Here is a 26,040-nt window from a genome sequence, read left to right as displayed (position 1 = left end):
TGTTGATGTTGCATAATTGTATGTGGATATTGTTGATTATTAATGCAGTTTCGATTAGATTAAGCGCTAATTAATAATTTTTATAGTAGAAATAGGGAATTGCACAAAATCTGCACAACTTTCGGATATACTACATCTAGAAAAGGAGGATGCAAGAATGAAACTTAACAATAGTAAAAAAGGAATTTTATTTATTTTGCTTGTCGCTTTATTATTAGTTCTTGGTGCATGTGCTAATAATGATGATACCAAATCAACGAATGAAGACGCAGACAGCACAAGTCATGAAAATATGGATATGGGTGAAACCACGGATGATTCTGCGGAAGGTATGGAAGGAATGGATCACGATAATATGGATATGTCAAGTTCGGGTGATATTCCAGAGGGCTTAAAGACGGAAGAAAATCCAACTTACCCAGTTGGTAGTAAAGCGATTATTCAATCTGATCACATGGAAGGGATGAAAGGTGCAGAAGCAACTATTGTGGGGGCTTTTGATACAACGGCATATGCTGTTTCCTATACTCCGACCACAGGTGGAGAGCGAGTGACAAACCATAAGTGGGTTATTCATGAAGAACTCATTAATGCAGGGGAAGCGCCACTTGCTCCAGGTACAGAAGTGAAGACAGATGCTGCCCATATGCAAGGGATGAAGGATGCTACTGTTGTAATTGACTCGGCTGAGGAAACAACGGTCTATATGGTAGATTTCACACCAACAATCGGCGGTGAGGAAGTTAAAAATCACAAATGGGTAACAGAAAGTGAATTATCACCAGCAGAATAAAGATATATATTCTTAGATATAAAGAAGAGCTTTTCCAAAAAGGAGAGCTCTTTTTTTCATCGTCTTTTCTTTACTTAAAAAATAATGGATTTGATGGGAGTCTTTACTTTTCACTTTAAATTGATAGCTTCCAAATTCTATCTCTAGCCAATCTCAGCTTCAATGTTTTGTGTCAAAAATCATGCACTTATAGTATCAACTTCTTCTTGAGGTAAGTCTATGACCAGCAAATTATTTACATCTTCTATGAGTAATCATGAATTTTAGAACAAAGTGATCCTGAGTTTAATTTTCTTATATCTGGAACTTCATTATCATCAAATTCATCTCTAATTTCACAGACGATTTCCTCAAGTATATCTTCGACCGTTACTAAACCTGAAGTCCTGCCGAATTTATCCATTAAAATCGCAATATGAATGCATCATTACCAATAAATCGTGAATAGGAACAGTTTCTATAGCACGAATAATTGGATTAAAAGAACAATAAGGGGCAACACAGAAAGATATATATTTGTACTGTCCCGTTATTGTTCATTTCTTTTTTATTTTGGTCTCAATAGTTGGATTTTCTATTAATTAAGTGCTTTATCCAATACATTTAAATTTTTTCTCATAATTACAAAGTAATCTTCATTATTATTGATATTCTCATCTGTAATGGATTCAAGGTTATGAAGAGTAAGTGCTTCAGTACCTGTTTCGTTCTTAACGGTTTCAGCAACTTTATTCGATAAATTTGGCTCAAAGAAAATATATTTGTAACCATTCTTTTTAACCAGGTCGATAATTTTAGTTAATTGAGATTGGGATGGCTCATCTGTTGGAGATAGACCACTAATACCAACTTGCTTTAATCCATAAGCATCTTCCCAATATCCATACGCGGAATGAGAAACAACAATCACATTATTAGCAGATTTACTTACCACATCGCTAAATTCGGAATTTAACTTTTCTAGCTCCCTTTTTAATGTTGAAAAATTGTTTTCAAATTGTGTCTTATTTTTAGGACTTAGCTCAATAAGTGCATTCTTAATGTTTTCAGCCACTTGTATTGAACGATTTGGATCTAGCCATACGTGTGGATCAACGTCAGAGGTAGAACCATGATCTTCGTGGTTTTCTTCACCTGATTCCTGATGATTCTCATCATCTTCTTCCTCATGACTATCACTATGTGCTTCACCTACAGTTGAATCTATAAAACTAACACTCTCCGTTGCCTTGACGATTAGTACATCTTCATTCTTTAAAGAGTCAGCAACTGAATCAGAAAAAACTTCCAATCCAGTTCCTGTGTGAATAAAGGCATCGCTCTTTGCTACCTCCAACATCTTCTTTGTAGTAATTTCTACTGAATGGGCATCCGTACCTGGAGGAACGATGTTTTCAACGGTAACCAGCTCACCTCCAATTTGTTCAGTAAAAAACTGAAGGGGATAAATTGTTGTAAAAACTGTTAGTTCTCCATTTTGTTTATCACTCTCTGTTTTCTCTGAAGTACTACATGCTGCTAGAAAAAGTATAGAAATGAAGGTTAGTACGTATTTGAATTTATTTTTTACCAATTGAGAATCGCTCCTTATTTTATTTCTTGAAAATTTTATTCGTAACCATTTCGATTTATTACTTTTATTAGTTTAATAGTAATCATTCCGATTTACAACACTTTTTTGGCCTATTGAAAATTCATATAGTCCAAATTTTCAGGATGACATATCCCCTAGGGAGGATATGATATTCGTGAGGAGGTGAAACCAATGAGTGACCAACATAACCATAAACACAATCATAAACATCGTAAAAGTGTTACGTACGTGCCATCTATTTATTTTTTAGGTTTAAGAAAGAAACGTTAGGAAACCTTCGAGTAATGTAACCATAGAATTAAGATAGAATTGATGGTTATACATAGAAAACGCATTCATACAATTGTTTGATGATAGTGGATTGTTCGATATTCTCCTTAGAGTTACTTCTCATTACTTAACGTGAATTAACTCATTTGGAAGGTGAAAACTTAAAGTATTATATAAATCTCGATAAAAACTCCATATTTTCTTTGTATGATTAAGAAAAAGATAGGAGTGATTAAAATGGAATGGCTTCAATATTTACTGTTGCTTGTATGCCCATTGATGATGATTTTCATGATGAAGGGACATAGTCATGGAGGAGGACATAAGCATCATAATTCTTCAAAGGAATTAGATTCTAAAATATCTGTACTAGAAAATGAAAATAAGCGACTTCAAAAAGAAATAAACACACTCTCTTCAATGATTAAGAAAAATTAGATCACTGGATCTATTTCAGGGTTTTTAACTGATTTTTCTTAGCATACTAAAATTAAAGGTTTTATTGTAGCGGTAACAAGAGAAAAAAATTCAATTATTAACAAAATTACCCTTTACATAGGATAGGGGGGTATAGTATTATATAAATAAGGAGGGGATAGAATGGAAACCGAATTTGCAAAAGCACCGGCAACTGGGGAACATTGTAATGAAATCTCAAGTGAAAGGAAAAGTCATCATTCTGAGAAGACTATAAGAAATCTTGTGACTAGACTAAACCGGATTGAGGGCCAAATTCGGGGCATAAAAGGATTAATTGAAAAAGATACTTACTGTGATGATGTCATTACTCAGATTTCTGCCAGTCAAGCAGCATTAAATGGTGTTGCGAAAATTCTTCTTGATACACACCTAAAAGAGTGTGTTGTAGATAGAATTCAAGAAGGAGATATGGATGTTTTAGATGAGGTTCTTATAACCATTGATAAATTAATTAAAAAATAAAAGGAGTCGGTATAGATGGAAAAAATAACATTAAACGTACAAGGAATGTCTTGTGGCCATTGTGTAAATACAATAGAAGGAATCGTTGGAAAGCTCGATGGAATTTCTGAAGTAAAAGTTCATTTAGAAAATGGGACTGTAGATGTAGAATTTGATTCTAACAAGGTAACATTAGAGACTATTAAAGAAACAATCGATGATCAAGGTTATGATGTAGATTAATGCAACAGAAGCGCGTGCTGTTAAAGCACGTCTTCTTTTACAAATAACTATACCCTATATAGGTATGAGGTGTTGGAATTATGAGTGGAAAAATTATAGAAAACCAGTTTCAAGTAACCGGTATGACTTGTGCTGCATGTGCAACAAGAATTGAAAAAGGGTTAAAGAAAATGGATGGTGTCCAAGATGCAAATGTAAATCTTGCACTTGAAAAAGCGATGGTGAAGTTTGACTCTAATGTCATGGGCCCTACGGATATACAGAAAAAGATTCGGGATTTAGGTTATGATGTCGTAACAGAAAAAAAGGAACTAGTTCTAACGGGTATGACCTGTGCAGCATGCGCAACAAGAATTGAAAAAGGGCTTAATAAGTTAGATGGGGTTATTCAAGCCAATGTTAACCTAGCTCTTGAGAAAGCTTTAGTAGAGTTCGATTCTTCAGTTATTTCGCTAAAAGACATGATTCGAAAGGTAGAAGATTTAGGCTATGGTGCCATGGTTAAAAGTGTTGAAAATGATAAAGAAGCTGTTGACCATCGCCAAAAGGAAATTGAGAAACAGCAAGGGAAGTTTATCTTTTCGGCAATCCTATCCTTACCACTGCTTTGGGCAATGTTTGGACACTTTAGTTTTACCTCCAGCCTTTATGTTCCTGAAGCTCTGATGAATCCATGGGTTCAAATGGCTCTAGCGACACCCGTGCAATTTTTTATTGGTAAGCAGTTCTATGTAGGTGCTTATAAAGCACTCAAAAATAAAAGTGCCAATATGGACGTACTGGTTGCACTCGGTACCTCAGCTGCTTATTTTTACAGTGTTTACCTCGCGATTCAAACGATTGGAAATAGTACTCATTCAGTAGGTCTGTATTTTGAAACGAGTGCGATCTTAATTACATTAATCATCCTAGGAAAACTTTTCGAAGCTAGAGCAAAAGGAAAATCATCGGAGGCAATCAAAAAATTGATGGGGTTGCAGGCTAAAACTGCTACTGTCCTTCGTGATGGAAGAGAAGAGATTGTTCCGTTGGAAGAAGTGATTTCTGGAGATATATTATTGATTAAGCCAGGAGAAAAAATTCCTGTTGATGGAGAGGTCATAGAAGGTAGCTCTGCTATTGATGAATCAATGCTAACAGGAGAAAGTGTTCCAGTGGATAAAACAATTGGAGATAAAGTTATTGGGGCTACACTTAACAAAAATGGATTTATTAAGATTAAGGCCACCAAGGTCGGAAAAGAAACAGCTTTGGCACAAATCATAAAAGTAGTAGAAGAAGCACAAGGTTCAAAAGCTCCAATTCAGCGTATGGCTGATTCTATATCAGGTATTTTTGTTCCTATTGTTGTAGGCATTGCAGTTATTACATTCTTAATTTGGTATATATGGGTAGATCCAGGAAATTTTGCTGAAGCTCTAGAGAAATTAATTGCTGTCCTAGTAATTGCTTGTCCATGTGCATTGGGGCTTGCAACACCAACGTCAATTATGGCTGGTTCTGGTCGTTCTGCTGAGTATGGAATCCTTTTTAAAGGTGGAGAGCATCTTGAAAAGACTCACAGTGTAAATACCGTCATACTAGATAAGACTGGTACGATAACAAATGGAGCACCGGTACTTACGGATGTAATAACAGAGCAAAATGAAGTGGAGTTTCTGTCTTTAGTGGGATCTGCCGAAAAACAATCTGAGCATCCTTTAGCTCAGGCAATCGTAGAAGGAATTAAAGATAAGTCAATTGATTTAAACGATGTCACAGACTTTGAAAATATCCCCGGATATGGAATAAAAGCAGTTGTTGACGGAAAAACAGTTTTAGTTGGAACACGCCGACTTATGAAACAAAACAATGTGAATGTCGAGAATATTTTAGCGAAAATGGAGGATCTCGAAAAGCAAGGAAAAACAGCTATGTTAGTTGCTATTGATGGCTCATTTGCAGGTCTGATTGCTGTCGCGGACACAATAAAAGAAACCTCAACAGGAGCTATTAAACGTATGAAGGAAATGGGGCTACAAGTTATTATGATTACAGGTGATAATCAACAAACTGCTAATGCAATCGCTAAACAAGCTGGAGTAGACCATGTTATTGCTGAGGTGTTACCTGAAGGAAAAGCTGAAGAGGTTAAGAAACTTCAAGCAGAAGGTAAGATTGTAGCAATGGTAGGGGACGGTATCAATGATGCACCAGCACTTGCGACTGCTGATATTGGAATGGCAATTGGAACGGGCACTGATGTTGCTATGGAAGCTGCTGATATCACCTTGATTCGTGGAGATTTGAACAGTATTCCAGATTCTATCTTGATGAGTCATATAACGATGAGAAATATTAAGCAAAACCTCTTCTGGGCTCTTGCTTATAACACGATAGGTATTCCAATCGCTGCAATTGGACTTTTAGCTCCTTGGCTTGCAGGCGCTGCAATGGCTTTTAGCTCAGTATCTGTTGTATTAAATGCCTTACGACTACAAAAAGTAAAATTATAGGGAGAGATGCAAAATGAAAAAATGGATACTTTCTGCAACTATTTATCTTCTTGTAGTGGTAGGAGCTTACTATGGAATTACAGCAGTAACAGGTCCATCTGAAGATCCTACTCATTCTAATATGGAACAACATGATAATTAATTTTTTGAAATAAAGATAACGAAGAAAAGATTTATTTAGCTGAAATGACCTTTATTAAAAATGGAGGTCATTTTTTATTTGAAGGCTCAGTTGAAGAATATTATTGATGTCTTTATTAAACTAACGGAGCAAGTTAGTGCAATAAGGTATAAAGGGGGAACAAATTATGATTTGAATACTGAGCCAACTTAAAAATCTGGAGTGCATATTATAATAAGCGACGGACAAATTATCTTGGGAATTTTAGAAGTTAACTTAAATCAAGTGGACCAAATAGATGGTCTTTTAAATCAACTCCTAACAAAATGGAAAACAGTAAATTTAAAAAAGTGTTGCCAGAGTGTCCGAGAATTAGCTGGAACGCTTTAGTTAATTTTTTCAATTGTATAGATCATAAAAAGAATAATTTCTTCTTTAATTAAAGTGGACCTAATTTTGGGAATGTAATATTGTTTAAAATTAAGTGGTGTAAATACATTAAATCTTTAATCAAATTTAATAAAAGAGCATGTTTTATGAATATATAATTCAACTCACCTGAATGGTAATCTTCTAAAAGCCTAGGCGTGTACAAGTGATCCGAATGTTGCAATATCCCATTATACAAATAATCAAAATTGGAGTTCTTTATTATTAATTTAATTGCTTTATTATTTTCATCCAACATTTTGATGAACAAATCCGTAACATCATTATCTAAAGAATCGAATACTTTAACTGAAAGGTCAACTAAAGGATTGGTGTTTAAAAGTTTTTTTCGGCAAAAATGATGAATCGAATTGTAGTAAATAGAATCAGACTTATTTATTACTATAGTGCGGTATTCGTTTAAGATATGTCTAAGGTAGGAGAGATTGTCGAGTATAAATTGTTCGTTTACATATCTAATCTGGATAGATTCTAACACAGGAAGATGTTCATATCTTGATACAAAACAAACAGACTGGGCTTTTTCAAAATCAGTTAGAATACTTTTTGGGGCATTCTGTTCATATTTAAAATAGAAACTAGATGTGATATGCGTAGTTTTACATTGTTCTACAATTTGAAGGATATGTTCGAAATCTTCTTTAAGAAATCTTAATCGGTCCATAATTCTTATAGGGGGTTTTTTATCAAATACAAACACGATAACTCTCCTCTGCCTCTGTATATTCTTCTTATTTTATTATACATTTTGGAAGCATTATTGTAAGAAATATAAAAGAAAGAAAATAGTAACTTCCTTGGTGAAGGTTAAGTTAGTTAAACTTGTTTAAGGAAGCATCAATATTTATTCTCTGTTCTTCCTAAACAGGCGCTTTTCTTTAGGTGAAAATCAACAATATTCTTTAACAGAGCCTATTTGAAATATTCTAGTAGGGTCTCTAAGCCTAAGACATAACCTCCATCTGCATACAATTTTCACATTTATCTATTAAAATTGTTCCGGAATAGATTACTAACAAGGGGTATGGAATAAATAATTAAGAGGCAAAAGAAGAAATTATTATGTCCTGATAAAAGAATTAATGATCTTATAAAATAGTCTTCAAATTCCTATTAATTACTCAATCGATTGTACTGAGCTTTTTAAATTAAATCCCGATAAAAAATGTTAGATTAGGTGGGAGCCAAAAAATGAATACAAGTGAAGAAATTAAAAAGCGCTATAATCGTATATCTGGTATTTATGAAATGATGGATAGAATGATAAAAGAAAAATGGAGAGTAGATTTACTTTCACAGGTATCTGGTAAAGTACTTGAAGTTGGAATTGGGACAGGAGTAAACCTACAATATTATCCAAATCAAATTACTTCACTTACTGGAATCGATTTTAGTAGGGGAATGCTTGAGCATGCTAAAGATAAGGTAATAAGTGGGGATTTCGAATTTCCCATTGAACTGAGGGAAGCGGATATTCAGGATTTACCCTTTCCAGATAACAGTTTTGATTCGATAGTATCTACCTGTGTATTTTGCTCAGTACCCGATCCTATAAAGGGACTGATGGAAATAAGGAGAGTGTGTAAACCAACTGGCCAAATCTATATGTTAGAACATATGAGAAGTGATAAAGAACTAATAGGATTGGTAATGGATGTTCTAAATCCACTGACTGTAAAGTTATGGGGAGCAAATATAAATAGGGATACGATAGGAAATATAGAGAGAGCAGATCTTAAAATAGATAAACACATATTATTAATGAGTTCTATCTTTAGAGAGTTAACCTTAAGCCCGGATAAGAAAATTATAGAAACTCCATAAAATCTGCATAGTTTTTGACTAAACTTAATTTGTTAGTAAAAAAGCGATGTCAGCCAATCTAGAAGGAGAAGGAAATGAAGAAAATAAAAATACTTACTGGAATCTTAGTAGCAGGATTATCCTTGTCAGCGTGTAGTTCTGCTGATGATAGCGCAGAGAATAAGAAAGTTGATAGTGACTATAAAGTAGAACATGTTCACGGTCTCGCATATACGAAGGATAATGCGATATATCTTGCTTCTCATGAAGGGTTAATTCAAACAAAGGATAATGGAGAAAATTGGTCCTTTACAGGTGATGTGGATTTTGACTTCATGGGATTCCATGTACAATCCGACGGTACTATGTTAACAAGCGGTCATCCTGGGCCTGAGTCCGATCTTCCAGACCCTTTAGGATTAATGGAAAGCAACGATAATGGTCAGAATTGGGAATCAAAATCATTACTTGGAGAGGTTGATTTCCATGTTTTAACTTCAAATGATTCAAACCCAAATCTATTATTTGGAGTCATTCAGATGGAAAGTGATAAATATGAAGCAGGAATATATAAAAGTATAGATAAAGGAAGTAGCTGGGAGAAAATAAAAGCAACAGGGTTACCTGAAGATTTACATGGAATCTATACTTTAGTCTCTCTACCAAGTGATGAAAATGTATTGCTTGCAGGAACGAATGGAGGTGTATTGCGTTCCGAGAATGGAGGAAAAAATTGGGAAAACGTTGATAATTCGCGTTTAATTACTTCTATAAGTACTATTCCAGGTACGAATGATTTAATTAGCTATTCTATTTTAGAGAATGAAGCTGGAGTTATGATTAGCAAAGATAATGGAGCTTCTTGGAAGAATATAGGTCTGGACCTTGGAGAAGATGCTGTAGCTTATTTTGCTATTAATCCGGAGGATACAGAAAAAATTGCGGTTGTAACGTTTGAAAATAGTCTTCTCATTAGTGAGGATGGAGGACAAAATTGGGAAACATTAATGGATAAAGGAACTTTGAAAAATTAACTAAATTGGACCTAGAACATCTAACTAATTCTCTTAAATATAGTCTCTATTAAAAATTATTGTTGATAAAGGTGTAAAAATTAAAGGAAATCCTTATAAATAGGGTTTCCTTTATACTTGTTCAACTAACGCAACTCATTACTTTAAGTTCGACCCTTCACAATCTTTCTTCTGAAAAGATAAATCAGAAAATTCTTTATTCTATTTACTATTAATGGTATTCTACAAATGAAAATATTTACAAAAGGAGGATTTGTTTTGACAACCATTACAAATGATAGAACCATTATTAATGAAGTTACAATTAATGCCCCTTTACATTTAGTTTGGTACGCTTGGACAATATCTGAACGGGTTTCAGAATGGTTCGCACCTGAAACAGTCATAGAAGCTATAGAAGGTGGGGCTTATGAACTTTATTTTATTCCTGGGAATAAAACTGGAATGAATACCAAAGGGTGCAAGATTGTTAAAATGGTTGACGAAAAAGAATTACGATTCACTTGGAAAGGCCCAGATCAATTTGAATCTATAATGAATATTGAAAATGAATTAACTACCGTAAATGTTAGTTTTGAACCAGTTGATACCAAAACTACAAAAGTTATTATTGAACATACAGGATTTAAAGAAGATGATAATTGGAAAGAAGCATTTGAATGGCATCAAGTGGCTTGGTCAGGTGTTCTAAGTAGCTTAAAGTCTGCTCTTGAAAAAGGTGAAGGCAGTTTATGTTGCCAACCCGTAAAATAAAATAAACTGCACAAAGCCATCTATTGTTTCGAATTTAATAGATGGTTTTAATATTTCGGTTCTTACTTTGGAAAAATCCAAATTTAATTAAATTGCATAATAAACAGGAGCAATTTTCAACATTTACCTTTAACAGAGCCTAAATAATAAATAGATTCGCTTTCTTTGAATCATCAAAAAAACTATCTCTTGTGAGGTAGTTTTTTGATTTTTGTATAGTGACTTTATTCACTGGGTAGTCATAAATATTCCTTAATTTCCCCATGGTTTCTGCAAAATTATCATTTATATTTGTGGAGTTCTAATAATTATTCCATTAACAAACAAGGTGGTGATACAGGTTGAAATTAAGAGTATTTGTAGTGACTGCTTTATTGTTATATCCTGCGTCCTATGCTTTAGCAGATGAGGGGCATGACGACATAAAAGAAATAACTGAGGATATTGAAATGTTTAAAGATGGTGAGGTAAGTGGAGATGGTACCCATAATGAACACAACATGACATCTGATGAACATAGCGATATGAATGGGACAGAAAGTTCTGAACATAACGATGCTACTTCCGAAGGCGGACATGGGCATGGAACAGAGGTGATTGTAGAAACTCCTCCCAACTATACTGTTTTAAGTATATTTGGAGCAATTAATCTTTCGTTTCTTGCCTTTGGATTATGGAATAAAAGAATAAGGAAGAGGGTGGTATAAATTGGCGATGCCTAGAAAAGAAGTTAGGAATACCAAGAGACCTTTCAATTTTTTAGATATACCTATTATTAAGAAGTTTGTTAAGAGTAGATGGTATCCTGGCATTTTCCAATGGATAGCATTTATCGTGTTTTCCATAATCGTATATGAATTGGTAATGGGTACAGTTAATCCAAGTAGAAATTTTGGAACTTCTATGACTTGGGTGTTGTGGTGGCCAATTATTCCAGTACTTTTTATTGTTGCCGGAAGATTTTGGTGTGCCGTATGTCCTTTTGGAAAATTAAGTGACTTTGTTAGAAAGTTTGCGGGCAGCGAAAAACCAACACCTAAGTTTCTAAAAAAGTATGGTATTTGGCTAATCGACCTATTCTTTATCATGATTACCTGGAGTGATCATGTATGGGGGATTGTTGAATCACCAAGAGGTTCCGGATATTTATTACTGGTTTTAGTAACTATGGTTGTAATTACTTCGGTTTTTTACGAAAGAAGAACTTTTTGTAAAAATCTTTGCTTCCTTGGAGGACTTGCAGGGAACTATTCACGTTCTGGCATGTTGGAATTACGTGGAACACCAGATATATGCAAAACATGTAAGACTCAATCTTGTTTTAAAGGTAGTGAAAATGCAGAAGGCTGTCCAATGTTTCAATTTGTTAGAACGATGGATTCAAGTGCTGAATGTAATTTGTGCGGAAATTGTGTTAAATCCTGCCCTAATAATTCAATTAGAATATCTCCTCGTGTTCCAACTCAGGAATTATGGGGAATAAAGAAACCCAAATTAGAACATGCATCACTTGCGGCCGTCATCATGGGAATTGTATTTGTGCAAAACATTACCATGTTAGAAATTTGGGAAGATATATTAGGAGTAATCGGCTCGTTTACAGGAACAACAAATTACACGGTAAACTTTTCCGTTGCATTTGTAATCTCGATGATTCTACCTATTCTTTTGTTATTAGGTACAGCTAAAGTTGCTACTTTGCTAAAAGGCAATGCAGAGAAGGTTAAAGAAAACTTTGTTCGCTTTGGATACGCTATTATTCCTTTAGATTTAGCAGGACATCTAGCACACAATCTATTTCATATTATTACTGAAGGAAAAGCAATTTGGTTTAATACCGTTGGACTATTTGGAATTAATATGAGTGGTGAATTGTCTTTATTATCAGGTTCATCTGTCCAATGGATTCAATACTTAATCGTATTTCTTGGCTTTGTAGGTTCCATGTATACAGTCTATCGGATTGGTAATAAAGGTCCGCTTAGACAGTTAGCTCCATATTATATCTTTATGCTACTTTTGACTTTAGCAAATATATACTTATTCTCATTACCAATGGTACATAGAGTTTAAGGTGCGCAAAAAAAGTAGATAATTATCAACGCTATTCTAAAATTTAGACTATTAATATTGGGGATAATTTAAAGAATAAGTCAATGAATGCTATAACCAGAAAGGGTTCTTGGTAATTATTTTCATGCTCTACATTAAATAATGAAATAGAAAAGGTACTGAAAGCTGTTCGTGACTGCAAATAAATCGACAGTCGAAAACTCACTTCAGTACCTCTTTTGTCTTAATTAATACAATAGTCCAATCAGAAATCATTCATCATATTGCTGCTGGTATTATTATTATTATTATTATTATTATCGTGATGATTTTGCATCATACCGCCATCTCCATGGCATGAATCAAACATTTCTTTTTGCTCTTTTTCAGTTAAATCAGGATGCATTTTTTTAATTTGGGGTTGCATCTGTTCAAAGTTAATTACTCCATCTCCTTCTTCGTTCGTTTGTGCAAAAGCAAAAGTTCCGGCACCTAAGATTAATCCTCCAGTTAGAATTCCAACAAGTAATTTCTTTTTCATGTCACCTTCATCTCCTTTCTTAACTCAATCATATCGATTAACTATGGAGATATTATGGAGAAAATATGAGGAAGTTGTGAATAATTCTTTGTATCCTTTTTATTAACATCTCCATAAATAATAGTGGTTTCTGACAGATTATTTTCTTAAGCTAATTGTCATTAGTTTAAAAGTAACCTACTAGAGGGTGGTTGAAAATTTAATCTCAAAAGGGGAGGGGTACACTTATGGAGAATTAAGTCAGATAGTCAAACAATAGAAGATGGTTTAATAACAAAATGCTCAGAAGATATCTGAGCATTTTGTTATTAATTGGGCTTGTATCTGTCTATAAAAGTGATGTCTACGATTCTTTATTGGAGGCTTTCCTCAATGCAATATAGGTGAAAATTATCAACAATGCCATTACTGCTATTAATATTTGTAATTCTGTACCAAAATTAAGAATATACACAAGTGAATATGCTTCAATTATAAGGGCAGGGATTTTTCCTAATGTACTAGCCATAAAAAACGGAATGGTGCCTATTTTGCTTATAGCCGCCGTAAGAGTCACGATACCAGACGGTACAAATGGTAGTACTCTTAATAAGATAACCATGAAAAATGCTTGAATCCCGTTGGAATCTTTTAATCTATACAAAAATCTATTTTCGACTTTATTATATTGTGAGTTTCTTGATAACTTAAGAATTCCCCTTCTATAAAGGGAGAAGCTTATAAGTGCACCAGCAGCTTCCCCTAGAATTAATATTACTACTCCAATTTTAAAACCAAGGATACTAACCGTTCCGATCGTAATAAATGTACTTGGTATTATCCCAGCGATTGCAACAGCAATATTAAGAAGGATACTTATAAAGCTAGCTAGGAGTGGATTACTTGGAAATAGATCTAGCATATCAGTGGTTATTCCTTGCTAGTCCATTTATAGCCAACACCCCAGACAGTTTGTAAATAGTCCTCTGCAGGGAACCCTGTTTTTCGAAGCTTATCACGTAAATTTCTAACATGAGAGTCGATGGTGCGATCTTCAGTAGCGACTTCAAACCCCCAAATGGTTGTAATCAAGTGTTCTCTCGTAAACACTTTGTTTGGATGGCTAAGAAAGAGATTCATCATGGCAAATTCCTTACGTGTTAATGAGATATCTTGATCTTTATATTGAAGTTGATGGGAATCATTATCTAAAACTAACCCATCAAAAAACATTTTGTCTATTTTACTTGTTTGCCTTCTTAATACAGCGTCAATTCTAGCAATAAGTTCTTCTTCATCAAAAGGTTTTGAAATATAATCGTCTGCTCCATATTGCAACCCTTTTACGATATCCGCCTTTTCACTCATAGCGGTTAGCATGATGATAGGAGTATCCCAATGCTTACGAATTTCCTGACATGCTTGCCAACCATCCATTTCTGGCATCATTACATCTAGTAAAATAAGATCAACTGAGTGGGTGCCCAAATATCTAATAGCACCCAAAGGAGATTCCTTTTTTATACAATTATATTTCGGGGATAGATACAAAGATAACAAATCAAGCATTATAGGTTCATCATCAATTAGTAAAATTGATCTCATCATTTACTCTCCTTTAAAGATTAATTCAAACTTTGACCCGATATTTTCTTTACTCTTAACGGTGATTTTACCTTCATGTGCATGGACGAGCTCTTGAACAATGGCTAGTCCAAGACCGGTCCCTCCAGTAGACCTTGTTCTTGCTTTATCAACACGATAAAAGCGATTAAAAATGAAGGGAATGTCTTTCTCAGGTATTCCTCTTCCATTGTCTTCAATGGTGATGTGAATTGAGTTTTTATTTTCCCAAGCTTTTAAGTTAACCTTTGAACCTTCTGAAGAATACTTCATTGCATTATCTAAAAGATTTAACAAGATTTGTTCAAGTTTCAAAGGGTCTGCCTTTAAGAATAAATTAGCTTCACACTCTTGTTTGAAATCGATGTTTTTTTCGAGAAATGCAGGAGATAACTTTTGCTCAATTTTTCTTAAAAAAAGACTTAAATCTATACTTTCTTTATGAATGACAAAAGAATTTTGATCCATTTTAGCTAATTCGAACAATTCTTTTATTAGTACGGATAAGCGGTTTGTTTCATCTGAAATAATGTTTAGGTATTTTCTTTTATCCTCATCAGATAGATTCCTTTTAGTCACAATATCTGTATATCCCTTGATATAGGTTAAAGGTGTTCGTAATTCATGTGATATACTCGCCAAAAATTCACTTCTTTGCTGCTTCAAATAATTAAGCTCTGTTGCAAGTGTTTCTATTGATTTTGCCAATTCTCCTAATTCATCATCAGACATTTTCGGTAAAGAAACATTAAAATTTCCTTTACTTATCTCATTTGTCATTTCCTTCATGACTATAAGAGGTTTTGTAATTCCTTTCGAAAGAAAAATAATAATGATGAGAGTTAGAAATACGGATATCCAACCTGCTAGAAGAAAATGTTCATTTAAACTTTTCATCAAGGCATGGACGGATGCTGTATTTTCAAACATGAACACATAGCCGGTAATTTGGTTGTTCACCAACACAGGACTTATTGTGGAAACATAAGGTTCTTCCTCCCAATCTCCTTCTAATACTTGGCCTTCCTTTGGGATGCTTCCAGATGGAATTTTTAAATATTCCTTTAAAGTATCAGAGAGAGTAGAAGAGCCCAATACCTTTCCATCTGGATTGGTAATAATCACATCCGTTGTAGATTCTGACTCCATTAAGACAACGTGGTCTATTGTTTCTTGATCAAAGTGTTTCTCCAGAATAGCTCTGTGTGAACTTCCTCTCGCTTGTAAGGATTGCAGTTCCTCTTTTACCCTTGTATCGGTAATCCCCGAATGTAAAAAGAAAAACATAAAAGTCATTAGACCGAAAATAATTAAGAAAAAGAGAATTCCAAGTTTTATAGAAAGCTTTTTCAATGTTATCACCTTAATTCAACTTATATAACTTAATTTTACCTTAAAGTTGTGAAGAAATTGTGCAGGTTCAAGAAATTAAAACTCTTATTTCGAATAATATTTTGAAATTTGAAATTATTCAAAAGGTGGTATACAATAGAACAAGAAAATAGAATATCACTTTTTAAATATGTGGCACACATTTACCATTCCTAAGGATAATGTGTGCCTTTTAATTTTTTATAATGGAATATATTTCTTATTAGCGGGAGACTACCTCTAAATAGAGGTGGTCCATGATTGAGAACGTATATATTACTCATAGAAGTGTTTTATACAATTTAGAGCCTATCGGAATAGGTAGCGAACTTGTTGAAAGTTTAACAAGCTATTTAACAAGAATTGCATTTGAACATGATACAACAGTTGGACATTTAGTAAATAAGCTACTTATTCCTACCATAAATAAGGAATACCTTCTTAGAAGCAGTGATTTGGGGGGTAATCGTTTTTATGAGGGTGCGAAAACAATAAATGGATATATGGAAAATTCAATGACCGTTGTAAAAGCTATGCAAACATTAACAAATAGAAACGACATAGAAGAATTAACATTAATAAAATGGAGAGATATAGTTCCTTTAAGAGAGTTATTAAAGAAAGACTTAGCCTGGTGTCCGAAATGTATTAAAGAGTGGAAGGAAAGTAGTAAAAAAGTTTATTACCCTATAATATGGTTTTTAGACATTGTCAAGGTTTGTCCCATACATTCATGTTACCTCATCGATGTATGCCCTAGTTTTTTAAGAAACAAGATATTTTAAGAAGGCAATCATTAGTAGGTGTTTGCCAGCGGAAAAGTAGGGCTCCCATCCATAGTATAGCGAATAAGCATACTTAGTAAGGGACGAACGTTCATGTCAACTTTTCCACGATTCATCGGTATGCATGGTCACATCTTTGAATAATGTTATCCCAATTAGCACTGGTATGTAATGAATAACCTTTTTCTTCACCTGGAATATCACCTTCAATGATCTGGTTGCTGTTGCGGACACTGTCCAAGATAGGAATGTTTAAATTGCCGTTTATGGAGTAGATGTAAATAAGTTATCATATCTAACCCATTTTCCATTCTTATAAAGTAAAGTGAGTTTGTCCTACTTTTTCAATATGCAATTCCAGTTGATCATGATTATGTTTATAAAACGGCACACCAAAATCTTCCGGCAACAATTTTATTTCAGAGTTGATTACGAATAGAGAAAATCCTAGATACCCGAAGGTAAATAGGAGTAGGTAAAATAAGGGCTTGTTTTGGAACTAGCGTTTTTTTTCTCATTTCTGTAATTATTTCTTTTGTCATCATGGTGGGAACCCTCCTACATCACTTATTGAATTGGGCCAGTTCAGCATCGGAATAATTATCAAAGATTCCATATTCTTTAGGGATATCTGGTAAACCATAATAATCTATTGCTTCATGGTATAGCTTTAGACGGTCAATATTTGAAAGTTGGCTGACGCTTTTAGTCACTTCATCCCAATCTTTAATTTTGCTATATAAATAAAATTTAATTGTTTCATATACATAAATGGACTTTTTCAAACTTACGCCAGGATCGTTGATGTTTGCATCTAGCAAATAAAAGTAAGGCGAATCTGTACCATATAATTTCTTTGCTTTCGCCTTTGCTTTCTTAATTTTGCCGTTATGCTTTAATTGTAGTAATTGTAATCCCGCTATTGTAATAAGACCTATCGCAGTAGCAGTAGCCATAAATACAAGATACAAAACAAAAATCACCATTATATCAAAATTAGTGCTATTTCTATACTTAATAGGGAAGATACCTAAATCTATTAGGAAATCAATGAATCCCTGAAAATATGAAAATATAACAGATAAGATAAAGACAAATATGAATCCTAATATAAGTCTCATGTGTTTCACTCCCCTTAAAGTATACATATATATGTATATCTCATATTATATTATACACTATTTAAGGAACTCCTACAATATAAAAATAGTAAAAAAAGGGATTGTCTTATAGAGTGATTTTTTGTAGAATAGGTACATGATTAAGAAATTAAATATAGTATAAATCTAAGATTTATTTTGGCGGAAGACGCAGAATAATCTCCATTAGGGGATATCTGCGTCTTTTTTTATTTCTACTAAAAATATTTAATTTCTAATTTATAAACCAGGAGGAAATGTAGTGAAAAAAAAGGTGAAAAGTGTACTTCCATACTTCATGGTTATTGGATTCATGGTGACTTTGGGGTTAGTAGCTCCTGAAATGGCATCAGCTAGTCAGATACCTTTAATCAAAGGTGGATCTGGTGGAGACGTTACGGATATTACTCAGCTATTGCAAGATTGGATTACGCAAATCCGTATCATTGGAGTAGTAGTAATTGTAATTGCCCTCATTATTGCAGGTATTATTATCGGTATTTCTTTAGGAAATGCAACGAAGAGAGCATTAGGTATCGCGGCAATGATTGCAGCTGTTATCGGTATTGTACTTGTTATGAAGGCTCCAGACTTGGCGAACTACTTCATTAACCAATCTCAAACGTAAAAAGTGTACAAAAAGGAGCCCTTACTACATTTAAAGAGTAGGGGCTTTTTTTACAAAATAGATAAATTTTTTTAAGAGTAGGTGAAAAAGATGAAAACAAGAATGCCTTTTGATACGGAAACAGAACGTAAAGTCATAAAGTTTATGTCCTGGCGTCAAAGTTTGTATGCATTGGTAGGAGGACTTCTTTACCTATCAATCGGTTCTGAAATATTGTTTGCGGGAATGCCATTCATTACAACTATCGTTGTATTGGCGCTTTTAATCCCTATTACGATTCCTTTCGTTATTTTTGGTTTCTATCAGGATAAAGAAACAAATTTATTCTATGACCATTATCTATGGTTCAGATTCAATCACAAAAAGAAACAAGCAGGAATTTGGAGGAAATAAATAATGCTAACGAATTTAGTGATGATCCTTATGATCGGAGTAGTAGTTTTTGTATTTGCATTCCCTGTTATGGGAAAGCCATACCCATTTAAATTTAAATCAACAAAGAAAAAAGTAAAAAGGAGCGGGCAAGAGACTCCTAAGATTAAAGGGAATTTTCAAGAATTATTAGGTATTAAGGCAATATACGGTGACATTGTAGAACTTGAAAATGAGAAAAAAGCCGTTCGTAATTTCCAAGGTTTAATAAAAGTAGACGATATAAACTACTTACTTAGAAGTTTAAAAGAACAAAGACAGACAGATTTAGCTTTCGAAACATTATTAGCACAACTGAATTTAGGTCCTGGACGAGAAGTAAATGTTGGAATACATATTCAATCAAGACCTATTGATTTATCTGAACAACTACGTCCATATGAGGAAAACTTCTCAGAGTTAAATCCAGTCGCTCAGCGATATGCAGAAAGTATGTTTTTCCCTTATATGGGATATTGGCAACAAACGGTTGACGAATACGACTATCAGTCTTACTTTCGTATAGATTTAAAATATAACGATGCTCTTTTAGATGAACTAGATGAACAACAAATTATCATGAAAGTACGAAATGAATATAACCGTGTTGCCTCAATTATTCAAAGAAATTATAACGCTATGGGTGGGCAAAGCACTATTTGTGACGAGTACCGCTTATATGAAGCTTGTTATTTTGCAGTAAATAAACAAACCGCGAGTTTAGAAAGATTTAAGAAAATGATGGAACAAGAAGGAATTTTATCTCCGTTTGTCACAGGGCAAGTAAAAAGTAGTGTAACCGCAGATGAACTTGATAGCGTTGAAAGTGAGGGTGAAATACATGCTGTTTAGCAAATTTAAGAAAAGAAAAAAATCAAATGAAGCACAAGATATGGAATTAAATGATGTAAAGCAAAATGCAAATAAGAGCTCGAAGATGGATGAAGTAAAACGAGAGACGTATATGGAAAAAATCGCATTAGAAGGTTTTACGATTCCTGTAGATATTCGTGATCGTGGTTATCAAATCGAACAACGCGCCGGAAAAGAATACCCTTTCCGTTCATATCTCATGCATTTAGGAAATACAAGTTTATCAACAGGTGAGCTAGATACGTTATACAGAGCAGGGGCATTAAATATTAACTTTCATCTTTCTAAGCTGACAAAGAGCCAAGCTGTTAGCAAATACAAACGTGCCGTAACGGATGAAGGGGCACGTGCGTTACAAGCTGAAAAGGCAGGAAATGATTTAGAAGCAACTGAAGCATATAAAGCAAGAGCAAAAGCAGATCAACTATTACAAGAGATTTCAGACGGCTATAATGATGGATTCTTAGGAACAATGGTTGTTACTCTTTTCGGTGAAAATGATAAAACGCTTGATAATATGGGGATGCTTATTCAAGATTCAGTCTTACACAATGAACACAATTTGCGTCCTTTATATGATAGACAACGTTCCGGGTGGTTATCTAGTTTACCGTTATCACCAAACCGTTTACAGTCAACTGTAGACAAGAGATTCTTAGACCGTACAGCAATTGTCGCCGCTTCTCCATTTTACAGCTCCAAGATTCCTTTTTCAGGCGGTGTACCCTTAGGAGAAAACTTGCACAATCGAAACATGGAATTCTTAAATGTATTTGCTCCGTATCTAGAAAACTATTCATCTATTATTGCAGGGGCTTCCGGAAGTGGTAAATCATTCTCTAATAAATATATATCTTCTTCTCAAGTTCTACTTGGCTATCGTATTTTCTCTATTGATCCAGATGGTGAAAATGGGCCAATTTGTGTACTGATGGGTGGTAAGGAAGTAGAGGTTAGAGAGGGTGGAGATAACACCATCAACCCATGTGCTTTAACAGAGGAGGAAATCGAAACTACATTACCAAATGGTAAGCGCGTTTCAAAAGTAATTGTACCTATTGGTTCTAAAATTGGTCGTCTTGTTTCGTTCTACAATAAACTTTTACAAGGAATGAACACACAAGAAAAAGAGGAAATCAAAAAGGCGATCATGGATGTTATCACTGAATGGGGAATAACGGATGATCCTGAATCACTTTACGAAAAAGAAAAGAGACCAGTACGTGTAAACGGGCAAATAGTATACAAGAAACAACGAAAACCGGAGTTTACTTTGTCAGATATTTACAAGCAACTCTTAAAAAATACGACAAAGGGATATGATTTAGAAAAATTAAGCTATGAAGAAATTATAGAGCCGGATGCTGCTAGATTATTAAAAGTTTTACGAGGTTATTTACGAGATCGTCCAGATGGTGTTATTTTCGATGGACAAACTCAATTCGGTGGAGAAAAGATTGATAATCTACTAGATGATATTCCTTGGGTAAACTTTAATATTAAAGCAATTGAGGGTTCTGATATTTACGATACGGTATTCTATGTTTTAACCGTATTAGGTTGGGAGTACTTTATTAAACGTCCATCTCTTCGTAAGTACCGTAAACGTTTAAAGATAGAAGAAGCATGGAAAATGAAGCATATTGTTGGAGCGATGCTATTCGTCGAAGAGTTAGCTCGTCGTTCAAGAAAATACAATGCTGGTGTTGATATTATTACACAGGATTTAAAACCATTTTTAGACGATCCGAACGGACAAGCAGTTGTTAAACAAGCGACGTCTGCATTGTTTTTACGTATCGGTGCTATGAATGCACAAGAAAAATTAGAATTACAGTCTATCTTCAATTTATCTGAAGGGGAATTAGAAATCATTTGTCGTAAACCATCTGAATCTGAAAACGACCAAACAAAAGGAGAAGGAATTGTTCGTGTTGGTGGTTCTAGTGCCTATATTAAGGTCAATGTTTCAGATGAAATGCGAGGGTTTATTGATACTGACCCTGAGTATTTAATGCAAAATGGCCTAATGCCTACCCTTGAAGAAAACGAAGTACCAATGGAGATTGAAATAATAGACGAGGAAGAAGAGGTTACAGAACAAGAAGGTGTTTCTGTATGAAATTAGTGTCGTTTGCTGAATCGAAGCAACAAATGAGAAAAATTTATATTCTACTCACATTGGTGATTCTATTAATTGTTCCAACACCTGCTTTCGCGGCTGAAAGTGAAAAATGGTACATGAAGCCATTTGAATGGATGCTCGGTGCATTTTTCGAATACATTTTAGCGCCAGTAGCAGGAATACATGAACCTGCTCACTATATCTTTTATCAAGGTGACGGGTTAATTTGGGGAATGTACAACGAAGAGCAATTTAATAACGCTGTACAAGCGGGTTACAACATGATGCTTGTTGTAGTTAGTTTTATGTTAGTTGGGGCAATTATTAAGATGGCCATACAAAACTCATATGGAAAATTCTCTTCAAGTATGCAAGTCGATATGATGGATAATGGATTTAAGATATTAATTGCCTTGGTACTAATTTTTCAGTTCTTCACTATTGTAAATATCTTCTTTACGCTTAATGTTTACGGCGTGAATATGTTTGAGAAACATATTCAAGACCCGACAAGTTTAGTAGATATGGGAGCTGGTGCTTTAACTAAGGCAGGGGAAGAACAAGATAAAGACAAAGAACTTTCGTTTACTGACCTTGATGGAAATGAAGGAAATCCTATTAAAACAGCGATTGTATCATTCTTTTCATTTGGGGTTGCTTTATGGTTCAAGGCCTATTACATTCAACGGATGTTTTTCATCACTGGATTGATCATACTTGCGCCTATATGGTTATCAACATTGTTCTTTCCAAAATTACAAGGGATTACTTCTACAGCTTTTAAAGAATTATGGGCTCAAATTATTTCACAAACGATACACGCAGCTGTATTTTTCGTCTATTATTGGTTGTTTGATGGTATGAGTGATTTTAATGATTGGTTAACTTATATCCTTGCTTTATCTATTTTTATTCCAGTGTCAGAATCAATCCGCTTTGCAATGGGAGCTACAAGCGACAATGCAGGGAAGATGGCTACGATTGGCACACTTGCTGGCGCTGGTTCACTCATGCATATGATGAAAGCTGGCGGTGAAATAAAGAATGGCTTTAAAAATGCATTCATGGAGAGAAAAGGGGTATTTGACGGACAAAATGCAGGTGGTAATGGAAATGGAAGTTCGATTCCTGGTATGGGTTTTGCTAAAGAAAACGCAGACCGCCAGTATGGAGGAAGTGCTAATCTAAATGGATCCCCTAATAAGTTTGCTCGTAATATGAGAAGTTTTGGTCATGTGGCAGCGGGATTCGGTTCTGCTATGATGCGTACGGGTGGATTTACAGCTGGTATGGGTATAAATCCTTTAACCGGACACTTAGCTGCAGAAGGTGGAGCGCAGGTTGGTAAAGAAGGTGGATACGGTGCAGGGGTCCTTTCTTATGCCGGTGGTAAGGGAATTGTTGGGAAAGGTAAAAATGCCTTAGAAGGATTTAAGTCAAGTTATGATTCATCAAGAGAAAATGGTGGAAATGCATTCCAAGCTACTATGTCTGGTTTAGGTGGTGGAATGAAGGAGGGTGCTATTTCCACTGATGCACGCACAAACCCTGTTCGTAGAAATGAATTGGCTCAAAAAATTGGTGGTGCACTTGGAGAGGCTTCTTACGGTAGAGGTGTAGGTTATCAGATGGGTTCAGAGATGGCAACGAATTTCGCCTTTAAAGGGAATGATAATGTAGACGTCGCTCGATTGGATGATAAACAAAAGTATGCAGTTGTTACTTCTAATAGAGGAAGCTATCTTGCACAAATGGGACCTAATAATAAAATGATACCTATTACCAATATGAAACCAGGAGATGCGAATCTAGCAAATGGGCAGATGGTAATCCAGGAATATCAAGTCTCAACAAGTGAAACTGGTATTAGAAGTTTCCAACCTCAGCAACAGCAATACTCAATCAGACAAGTTAATCAAGGTTCTAATCAAGGTTCTCAATTTGCTAGACAAAAGGTTGCTACTCCCGCTAAACAACCGAATATTCAAGAGTTTATTACTCAAAAGCCAAATTAATAATATGGAACTAGGTATTACTTGAAATGGATTTTAATGAAAAACTAAAAGCGGGCAAGGAAAAGCTTAAAAGATTTGCTAAGAAACAAATAAAACAGGCGATTAAGAAATTCATAAAGAAAATCTTAAAAGCCTTACTGAAGAAGTTGATATTGGCAATCGCAAAAGCGATTGCTGCAGCAGTAGCTTGGCTTGTTGGAATACTTGGTGTTCCAATAGCAATTATCTTAGGGATTGTGTTAATCATCGGGGGAGCAATGTTTATTCTTGCTCCCAACCTAGGGTTAGTTGATGATCAAGCTAAACAGCAAGAAATGAGACAAGAGTTACAAACGCTAATAAAAGAATCGAGTAAAGAACCTAATTATCGACCTCCTTTCGAGTTGGTTGCCTCTATTGATATGATGAGAATTATTCAAGAGGACAAAGAGCCGGAAGATGTTAATTATAAGCCTATAGTCGATACTTTGACTCCTGAGTTTACTTATGAATCTTACGATGATACGTACGAAATAAAAACAGTAACAACTACAACAACCGAAGTGACAAAAGAAGAAACTAAAACAGAAACCTACACCGTAAGAGAGCAGGTAGGAACTAAGAGGGAATTCATTTGTGATGAAGAAGAAGCTTCCGTTATGCCCTGGAACTTAGTGGAGATTCGTTGTTGGAAACAAGTACCCGTTTATGAAGATGTGGTTAAAACAAAAACAGGACTTCACCCAGTCACCGAGACTGTTACGGAAGTAGATGAAGAAGTTAAAGAAGAAAAGAAAGAAGTTTCACATCTCAAAACGGCTCATGCGTGGAATAAATTTGAAACTTTTTATTATAAGGAAGTTGAATTAAAGACTGAATTTGAATTAGTTAGTACCAAGCAAGAAGGAAATAAAAAGATAGAAATTTACAAACGTAAAACTAAAGAGTGGGTATTTGATCATAAAGACTTTGAATATAACTACACCAAGTTTGATCAAGTTTTAACTGATTTAGCTTTAGAGGAATCGGCTATACAATTACTTGTTGAATCACTAAAAGAAAATAATATTCCACTAGATGGATATATGGGGACGTTCTTTGATACCTTCCTTGAAGGTGGAGCGGGAATGATGGTTCCTGCTGAATACCTCAAATATTATCAAGCAGCAGAAAAAAAATACGGAGTGAAATGGAACTATCTTGCTGCTATTCACTATGTTGAAACCAAGTTCTCTTCTATTGAAATTATGGTCTCAACGGTCGGTGCTGTCGGTCATATGCAATTTATGCCTTGTACGTGGCTTGGATGGGCCCACGATTCTTGTTCAGGAAAAGGAAAAGGGAATATTCCTATGAGTGATTTAACCAATCCTTCACTTATAAAGAAGTACCGTGGTCTGGGACAAGATGCGCAAGGCGACGGAAAAAGTGATCCTTGGGACTTAGAGGATGCGATATATTCCGCAGCTAACTTATTAAGTCGAAATGGTTTTGCTTCAGACCCTAAAGGTGCAATCTATTCTTATAACAAGTCACAAAAATATGTTGCCGATGTTGTTCATTATGCAGAGTTATTTAGTGCAACAGCGGGAGGGATTCCACCTATCACAGATGGAACATTTATGCGCCCTACACTTGGACCTATCACTTCAAACTTTGGTTACCGAATTCATCCAATAACCAAAAAACGCAAACTACACCAAGGCGTAGATATAGGAAAAAGCGGATCGGTTACACCTATTGTTGCTGCCGCCACTGGAGTTGTTTCTCGTTCAGAGGTTTCCTCTTCTTTTGGTGAAGTAGTCTATATTAAACATACAATTGACGGAGAAGTATGGGAGACGGTATATGCACATATGGTTACAGGTTCAAGACGTGTCAAAAAAGGAGATTTGGTAGAAAAAGGACAAGTGCTTGGGTTAATGGGTATGACTGGGGGAGCGACGGGAGTTCATCTTCATTTTGAAGTTTGGCCAGGAGGTAGAGGTTCCGGAAAGCCGATTGATCCCGTAGCATCCGGTATTATTAAATGGTAAGTATTT

27 protein-coding genes are annotated in these 26,040 nt (G+C 34.8%); 19 read left to right on the top strand and 8 right to left on the bottom strand.

Features of this window, described 5'->3' with window-relative positions; translation table 11 throughout:
• Positions 1–157 precede the first annotated feature (157 nt).
• Positions 158–793 (top strand): YdhK family protein, encoded by a 636-nt coding sequence (locus FAR12_RS17790; protein WP_126410156.1) that lies wholly within the window; start codon positions 158–160, stop codon positions 791–793.
• A gap of 577 nt (positions 794–1,370) precedes the next feature.
• Here the strand turns inward: FAR12_RS17790 and FAR12_RS17785 are convergent.
• Positions 1,371–2,366 carry a metal ABC transporter solute-binding protein, Zn/Mn family gene (locus FAR12_RS17785; protein ID WP_126410155.1) on the bottom strand — a complete coding sequence of 332 codons (996 nt, stop codon included), beginning with the start codon at positions 2,364–2,366 and terminating at the stop codon, positions 1,371–1,373.
• A gap of 528 nt (positions 2,367–2,894) precedes the next feature.
• Between FAR12_RS17785 and FAR12_RS17780 the strand changes: the two genes are divergently transcribed.
• The 6 genes from FAR12_RS17780 (at position 2,895) to FAR12_RS24015 (ending at position 6,650) form a co-directional block, all read left to right on the top strand.
• On the top strand, positions 2,895–3,095 hold the full coding sequence (locus FAR12_RS17780; RefSeq protein ID WP_126410154.1) for a DUF2933 domain-containing protein: 201 nt from the start codon (positions 2,895–2,897) through the stop codon (positions 3,093–3,095).
• A 162-nt stretch (positions 3,096–3,257) separates the two neighbouring features.
• Entirely contained in the window at positions 3,258–3,599 is a 342-nt protein-coding gene (locus tag FAR12_RS17775; RefSeq protein ID WP_126410153.1) for a metal-sensitive transcriptional regulator, read from the top strand.
• 15 nt (positions 3,600–3,614) lie between these two features.
• Positions 3,615–3,821: a copper chaperone CopZ gene (copZ, locus tag FAR12_RS17770; protein ID WP_126410152.1), complete on the top strand. Its 207-nt coding sequence runs from the start codon at positions 3,615–3,617 to the stop codon at positions 3,819–3,821.
• An 80-nt stretch (positions 3,822–3,901) separates the two neighbouring features.
• Entirely contained in the window at positions 3,902–6,316 is a 2,415-nt protein-coding gene (locus tag FAR12_RS17765) for a heavy metal translocating P-type ATPase (RefSeq protein ID WP_126410151.1), read from the top strand.
• 13 nt (positions 6,317–6,329) lie between these two features.
• Positions 6,330–6,458 carry a hypothetical protein gene (locus tag FAR12_RS24020; protein ID WP_281275694.1) on the top strand — a complete coding sequence of 43 codons (129 nt, stop codon included), beginning with the start codon at positions 6,330–6,332 and terminating at the stop codon, positions 6,456–6,458.
• Positions 6,459–6,518: 60 nt separating this feature from the next.
• Complete coding sequence (locus tag FAR12_RS24015) at positions 6,519–6,650, top strand: hypothetical protein (protein ID WP_281275693.1); 132 nt, start codon at positions 6,519–6,521, stop codon at positions 6,648–6,650.
• A gap of 226 nt (positions 6,651–6,876) precedes the next feature.
• Here the strand turns inward: FAR12_RS24015 and FAR12_RS17760 are convergent, their stop codons facing one another.
• Positions 6,877–7,587, bottom strand: coding sequence for a hypothetical protein (locus FAR12_RS17760; RefSeq protein ID WP_126410150.1), 711 nt, complete (start codon positions 7,585–7,587; stop codon positions 6,877–6,879).
• A 491-nt stretch (positions 7,588–8,078) separates the two neighbouring features.
• On the opposite strand from FAR12_RS17760, the gene FAR12_RS17755 reads away from it, so the two are divergent.
• The 5 genes from FAR12_RS17755 to FAR12_RS17735 all read left to right on the top strand — a co-directional run bounded on the left by FAR12_RS17755 (position 8,079) and on the right by FAR12_RS17735 (position 12,550).
• Entirely contained in the window at positions 8,079–8,711 is a 633-nt protein-coding gene (locus FAR12_RS17755; protein ID WP_126410149.1) for a class I SAM-dependent methyltransferase, read from the top strand.
• Between the two features lie 74 nt (positions 8,712–8,785).
• On the top strand, positions 8,786–9,724 hold the full coding sequence (locus tag FAR12_RS17750; RefSeq protein WP_126410148.1) for a F510_1955 family glycosylhydrolase: 939 nt from the start codon (positions 8,786–8,788) through the stop codon (positions 9,722–9,724).
• Between the two features lie 258 nt (positions 9,725–9,982).
• Positions 9,983–10,477 carry an SRPBCC family protein gene (locus FAR12_RS17745; protein WP_246010434.1) on the top strand — a complete coding sequence of 165 codons (495 nt, stop codon included), beginning with the start codon at positions 9,983–9,985 and terminating at the stop codon, positions 10,475–10,477.
• Positions 10,478–10,818: 341 nt separating this feature from the next.
• Positions 10,819–11,184, top strand: a complete 366-nt coding sequence (locus FAR12_RS17740; RefSeq protein ID WP_126410146.1) for a hypothetical protein — start codon at positions 10,819–10,821, stop codon at positions 11,182–11,184.
• 7 nt (positions 11,185–11,191) lie between these two features.
• A complete protein-coding gene (locus tag FAR12_RS17735) occupies positions 11,192–12,550 on the top strand; it encodes a 4Fe-4S binding protein (protein ID WP_126410145.1) in 1,359 nt (452 codons plus the stop codon).
• A gap of 244 nt (positions 12,551–12,794) precedes the next feature.
• Here FAR12_RS17735 and FAR12_RS17730 read toward each other — a convergent pair whose 3' ends face one another.
• The 4 genes from FAR12_RS17730 to FAR12_RS17715 form a co-directional block, all read right to left on the bottom strand.
• Positions 12,795–13,070, bottom strand: a complete 276-nt coding sequence (locus FAR12_RS17730) for a hypothetical protein (protein WP_126410144.1) — start codon at positions 13,068–13,070, stop codon at positions 12,795–12,797.
• A 343-nt stretch (positions 13,071–13,413) separates the two neighbouring features.
• On the bottom strand, positions 13,414–13,971 hold the full coding sequence (locus FAR12_RS17725; protein ID WP_126410143.1) for a TVP38/TMEM64 family protein: 558 nt from the start codon (positions 13,969–13,971) through the stop codon (positions 13,414–13,416).
• A gap of 8 nt (positions 13,972–13,979) precedes the next feature.
• Positions 13,980–14,654, bottom strand: coding sequence for a response regulator transcription factor (locus tag FAR12_RS17720; protein ID WP_126410142.1), 675 nt, complete (start codon positions 14,652–14,654; stop codon positions 13,980–13,982).
• A 3-nt stretch (positions 14,655–14,657) separates the two neighbouring features.
• A complete protein-coding gene (locus FAR12_RS17715) occupies positions 14,658–16,025 on the bottom strand; it encodes a sensor histidine kinase (RefSeq protein WP_126410141.1) in 1,368 nt (455 codons plus the stop codon).
• A gap of 275 nt (positions 16,026–16,300) precedes the next feature.
• On the opposite strand from FAR12_RS17715, the gene FAR12_RS17710 reads away from it, so the two are divergent.
• Complete coding sequence (locus FAR12_RS17710; RefSeq protein WP_126410140.1) at positions 16,301–16,828, top strand: TniQ family protein; 528 nt, start codon at positions 16,301–16,303, stop codon at positions 16,826–16,828.
• Between the two features lie 419 nt (positions 16,829–17,247).
• Here FAR12_RS17710 and FAR12_RS24010 read toward each other — a convergent pair whose 3' ends face one another.
• Positions 17,248–17,373 (bottom strand): hypothetical protein, encoded by a 126-nt coding sequence (locus FAR12_RS24010; RefSeq protein WP_281275692.1) that lies wholly within the window; start codon positions 17,371–17,373, stop codon positions 17,248–17,250.
• Between the two features lie 18 nt (positions 17,374–17,391).
• Complete coding sequence (locus FAR12_RS17705; RefSeq protein ID WP_126410139.1) at positions 17,392–17,949, bottom strand: hypothetical protein; 558 nt, start codon at positions 17,947–17,949, stop codon at positions 17,392–17,394.
• A gap of 280 nt (positions 17,950–18,229) precedes the next feature.
• On the opposite strand from FAR12_RS17705, the gene FAR12_RS17700 reads away from it, so the two are divergent.
• From FAR12_RS17700 to FAR12_RS17675, 6 genes are all read left to right on the top strand, one after another.
• Positions 18,230–18,595, top strand: coding sequence for a TrbC/VirB2 family protein (locus tag FAR12_RS17700; RefSeq protein ID WP_126410138.1), 366 nt, complete (start codon positions 18,230–18,232; stop codon positions 18,593–18,595).
• Between the two features lie 90 nt (positions 18,596–18,685).
• Entirely contained in the window at positions 18,686–18,988 is a 303-nt protein-coding gene (locus tag FAR12_RS17695; RefSeq protein ID WP_126410137.1) for a PrgI family mobile element protein, read from the top strand.
• A 3-nt stretch (positions 18,989–18,991) separates the two neighbouring features.
• Positions 18,992–19,858, top strand: a complete 867-nt coding sequence (locus FAR12_RS17690; RefSeq protein ID WP_126410136.1) for a hypothetical protein — start codon at positions 18,992–18,994, stop codon at positions 19,856–19,858.
• Positions 19,848–22,001, top strand: coding sequence for a VirB4 family type IV secretion system protein (locus FAR12_RS17685; RefSeq protein ID WP_126410135.1), 2,154 nt, complete (start codon positions 19,848–19,850; stop codon positions 21,999–22,001). The genes FAR12_RS17690 and FAR12_RS17685 overlap by 11 nt, the downstream gene beginning before the upstream one ends.
• The gene (locus tag FAR12_RS17680) at positions 21,998–24,019 is read left to right on the top strand and encodes a hypothetical protein (protein ID WP_126410134.1); all 2,022 of its coding nucleotides are present in this window, start codon (positions 21,998–22,000) and stop codon (positions 24,017–24,019) included. Before FAR12_RS17685 ends, FAR12_RS17680 begins: the two co-directional genes overlap by 4 nt.
• Positions 24,020–24,045: 26 nt before the next feature.
• Positions 24,046–26,034, top strand: coding sequence for a peptidoglycan DD-metalloendopeptidase family protein (locus FAR12_RS17675; protein ID WP_126410133.1), 1,989 nt, complete (start codon positions 24,046–24,048; stop codon positions 26,032–26,034).
• Positions 26,035–26,040 lie beyond the last annotated feature (6 nt).

This window comes from Bacillus yapensis (genome assembly GCF_005280205.1).
Classification (GTDB): Bacteria; Bacillota; Bacilli; order Bacillales; family Cytobacillaceae; genus Robertmurraya; species Robertmurraya yapensis.
This window is presented reverse-complemented; position numbering and strand designations above follow the sequence as displayed.

Excerpts from the sequence above, each read along its gene's own strand:
- FAR12_RS17705 (WP_126410139.1), bottom strand. The coding sequence starts at position 17,949 with ATGAGACTTATATTAGGATTCATATTTGTCTTTATCTTATCTGTTATA.
- FAR12_RS17680 (WP_126410134.1), top strand. The coding sequence starts at position 21,998 with ATGAAATTAGTGTCGTTTGCTGAATCGAAGCAACAAATGAGAAAAATT.
- FAR12_RS17750 (WP_126410148.1), top strand. The coding sequence starts at position 8,786 with ATGAAGAAAATAAAAATACTTACTGGAATCTTAGTAGCAGGATTATCC.
- FAR12_RS17730 (WP_126410144.1), bottom strand. The coding sequence starts at position 13,070 with ATGAAAAAGAAATTACTTGTTGGAATTCTAACTGGAGGATTAATCTTA.
- FAR12_RS17780 (WP_126410154.1), top strand. The coding sequence starts at position 2,895 with ATGGAATGGCTTCAATATTTACTGTTGCTTGTATGCCCATTGATGATG.
- copZ (WP_126410152.1), top strand. The coding sequence starts at position 3,615 with ATGGAAAAAATAACATTAAACGTACAAGGAATGTCTTGTGGCCATTGT.
- FAR12_RS24015 (WP_281275693.1), top strand. The coding sequence starts at position 6,519 with ATGGAGGTCATTTTTTATTTGAAGGCTCAGTTGAAGAATATTATTGAT.
- FAR12_RS17710 (WP_126410140.1), top strand. The coding sequence starts at position 16,301 with ATGATTGAGAACGTATATATTACTCATAGAAGTGTTTTATACAATTTA.
- FAR12_RS17690 (WP_126410136.1), top strand. The coding sequence starts at position 18,992 with ATGCTAACGAATTTAGTGATGATCCTTATGATCGGAGTAGTAGTTTTT.
- FAR12_RS17725 (WP_126410143.1), bottom strand. The coding sequence starts at position 13,971 with ATGCTAGATCTATTTCCAAGTAATCCACTCCTAGCTAGCTTTATAAGT.
- FAR12_RS17775 (WP_126410153.1), top strand. The coding sequence starts at position 3,258 with ATGGAAACCGAATTTGCAAAAGCACCGGCAACTGGGGAACATTGTAAT.
- FAR12_RS17790 (WP_126410156.1), top strand. The coding sequence starts at position 158 with ATGAAACTTAACAATAGTAAAAAAGGAATTTTATTTATTTTGCTTGTC.
- FAR12_RS24010 (WP_281275692.1), bottom strand. The coding sequence starts at position 17,373 with ATGATGACAAAAGAAATAATTACAGAAATGAGAAAAAAAACGCTAGTT.
- FAR12_RS17720 (WP_126410142.1), bottom strand. The coding sequence starts at position 14,654 with ATGAGATCAATTTTACTAATTGATGATGAACCTATAATGCTTGATTTG.
- FAR12_RS24020 (WP_281275694.1), top strand. The coding sequence starts at position 6,330 with ATGAAAAAATGGATACTTTCTGCAACTATTTATCTTCTTGTAGTGGTA.
- FAR12_RS17685 (WP_126410135.1), top strand. The coding sequence starts at position 19,848 with ATGCTGTTTAGCAAATTTAAGAAAAGAAAAAAATCAAATGAAGCACAA.
- FAR12_RS17765 (WP_126410151.1), top strand. The coding sequence starts at position 3,902 with ATGAGTGGAAAAATTATAGAAAACCAGTTTCAAGTAACCGGTATGACT.
- FAR12_RS17735 (WP_126410145.1), top strand. The coding sequence starts at position 11,192 with ATGCCTAGAAAAGAAGTTAGGAATACCAAGAGACCTTTCAATTTTTTA.
- FAR12_RS17755 (WP_126410149.1), top strand. The coding sequence starts at position 8,079 with ATGAATACAAGTGAAGAAATTAAAAAGCGCTATAATCGTATATCTGGT.
- FAR12_RS17695 (WP_126410137.1), top strand. The coding sequence starts at position 18,686 with ATGAAAACAAGAATGCCTTTTGATACGGAAACAGAACGTAAAGTCATA.
- FAR12_RS17675 (WP_126410133.1), top strand. The coding sequence starts at position 24,046 with ATGGATTTTAATGAAAAACTAAAAGCGGGCAAGGAAAAGCTTAAAAGA.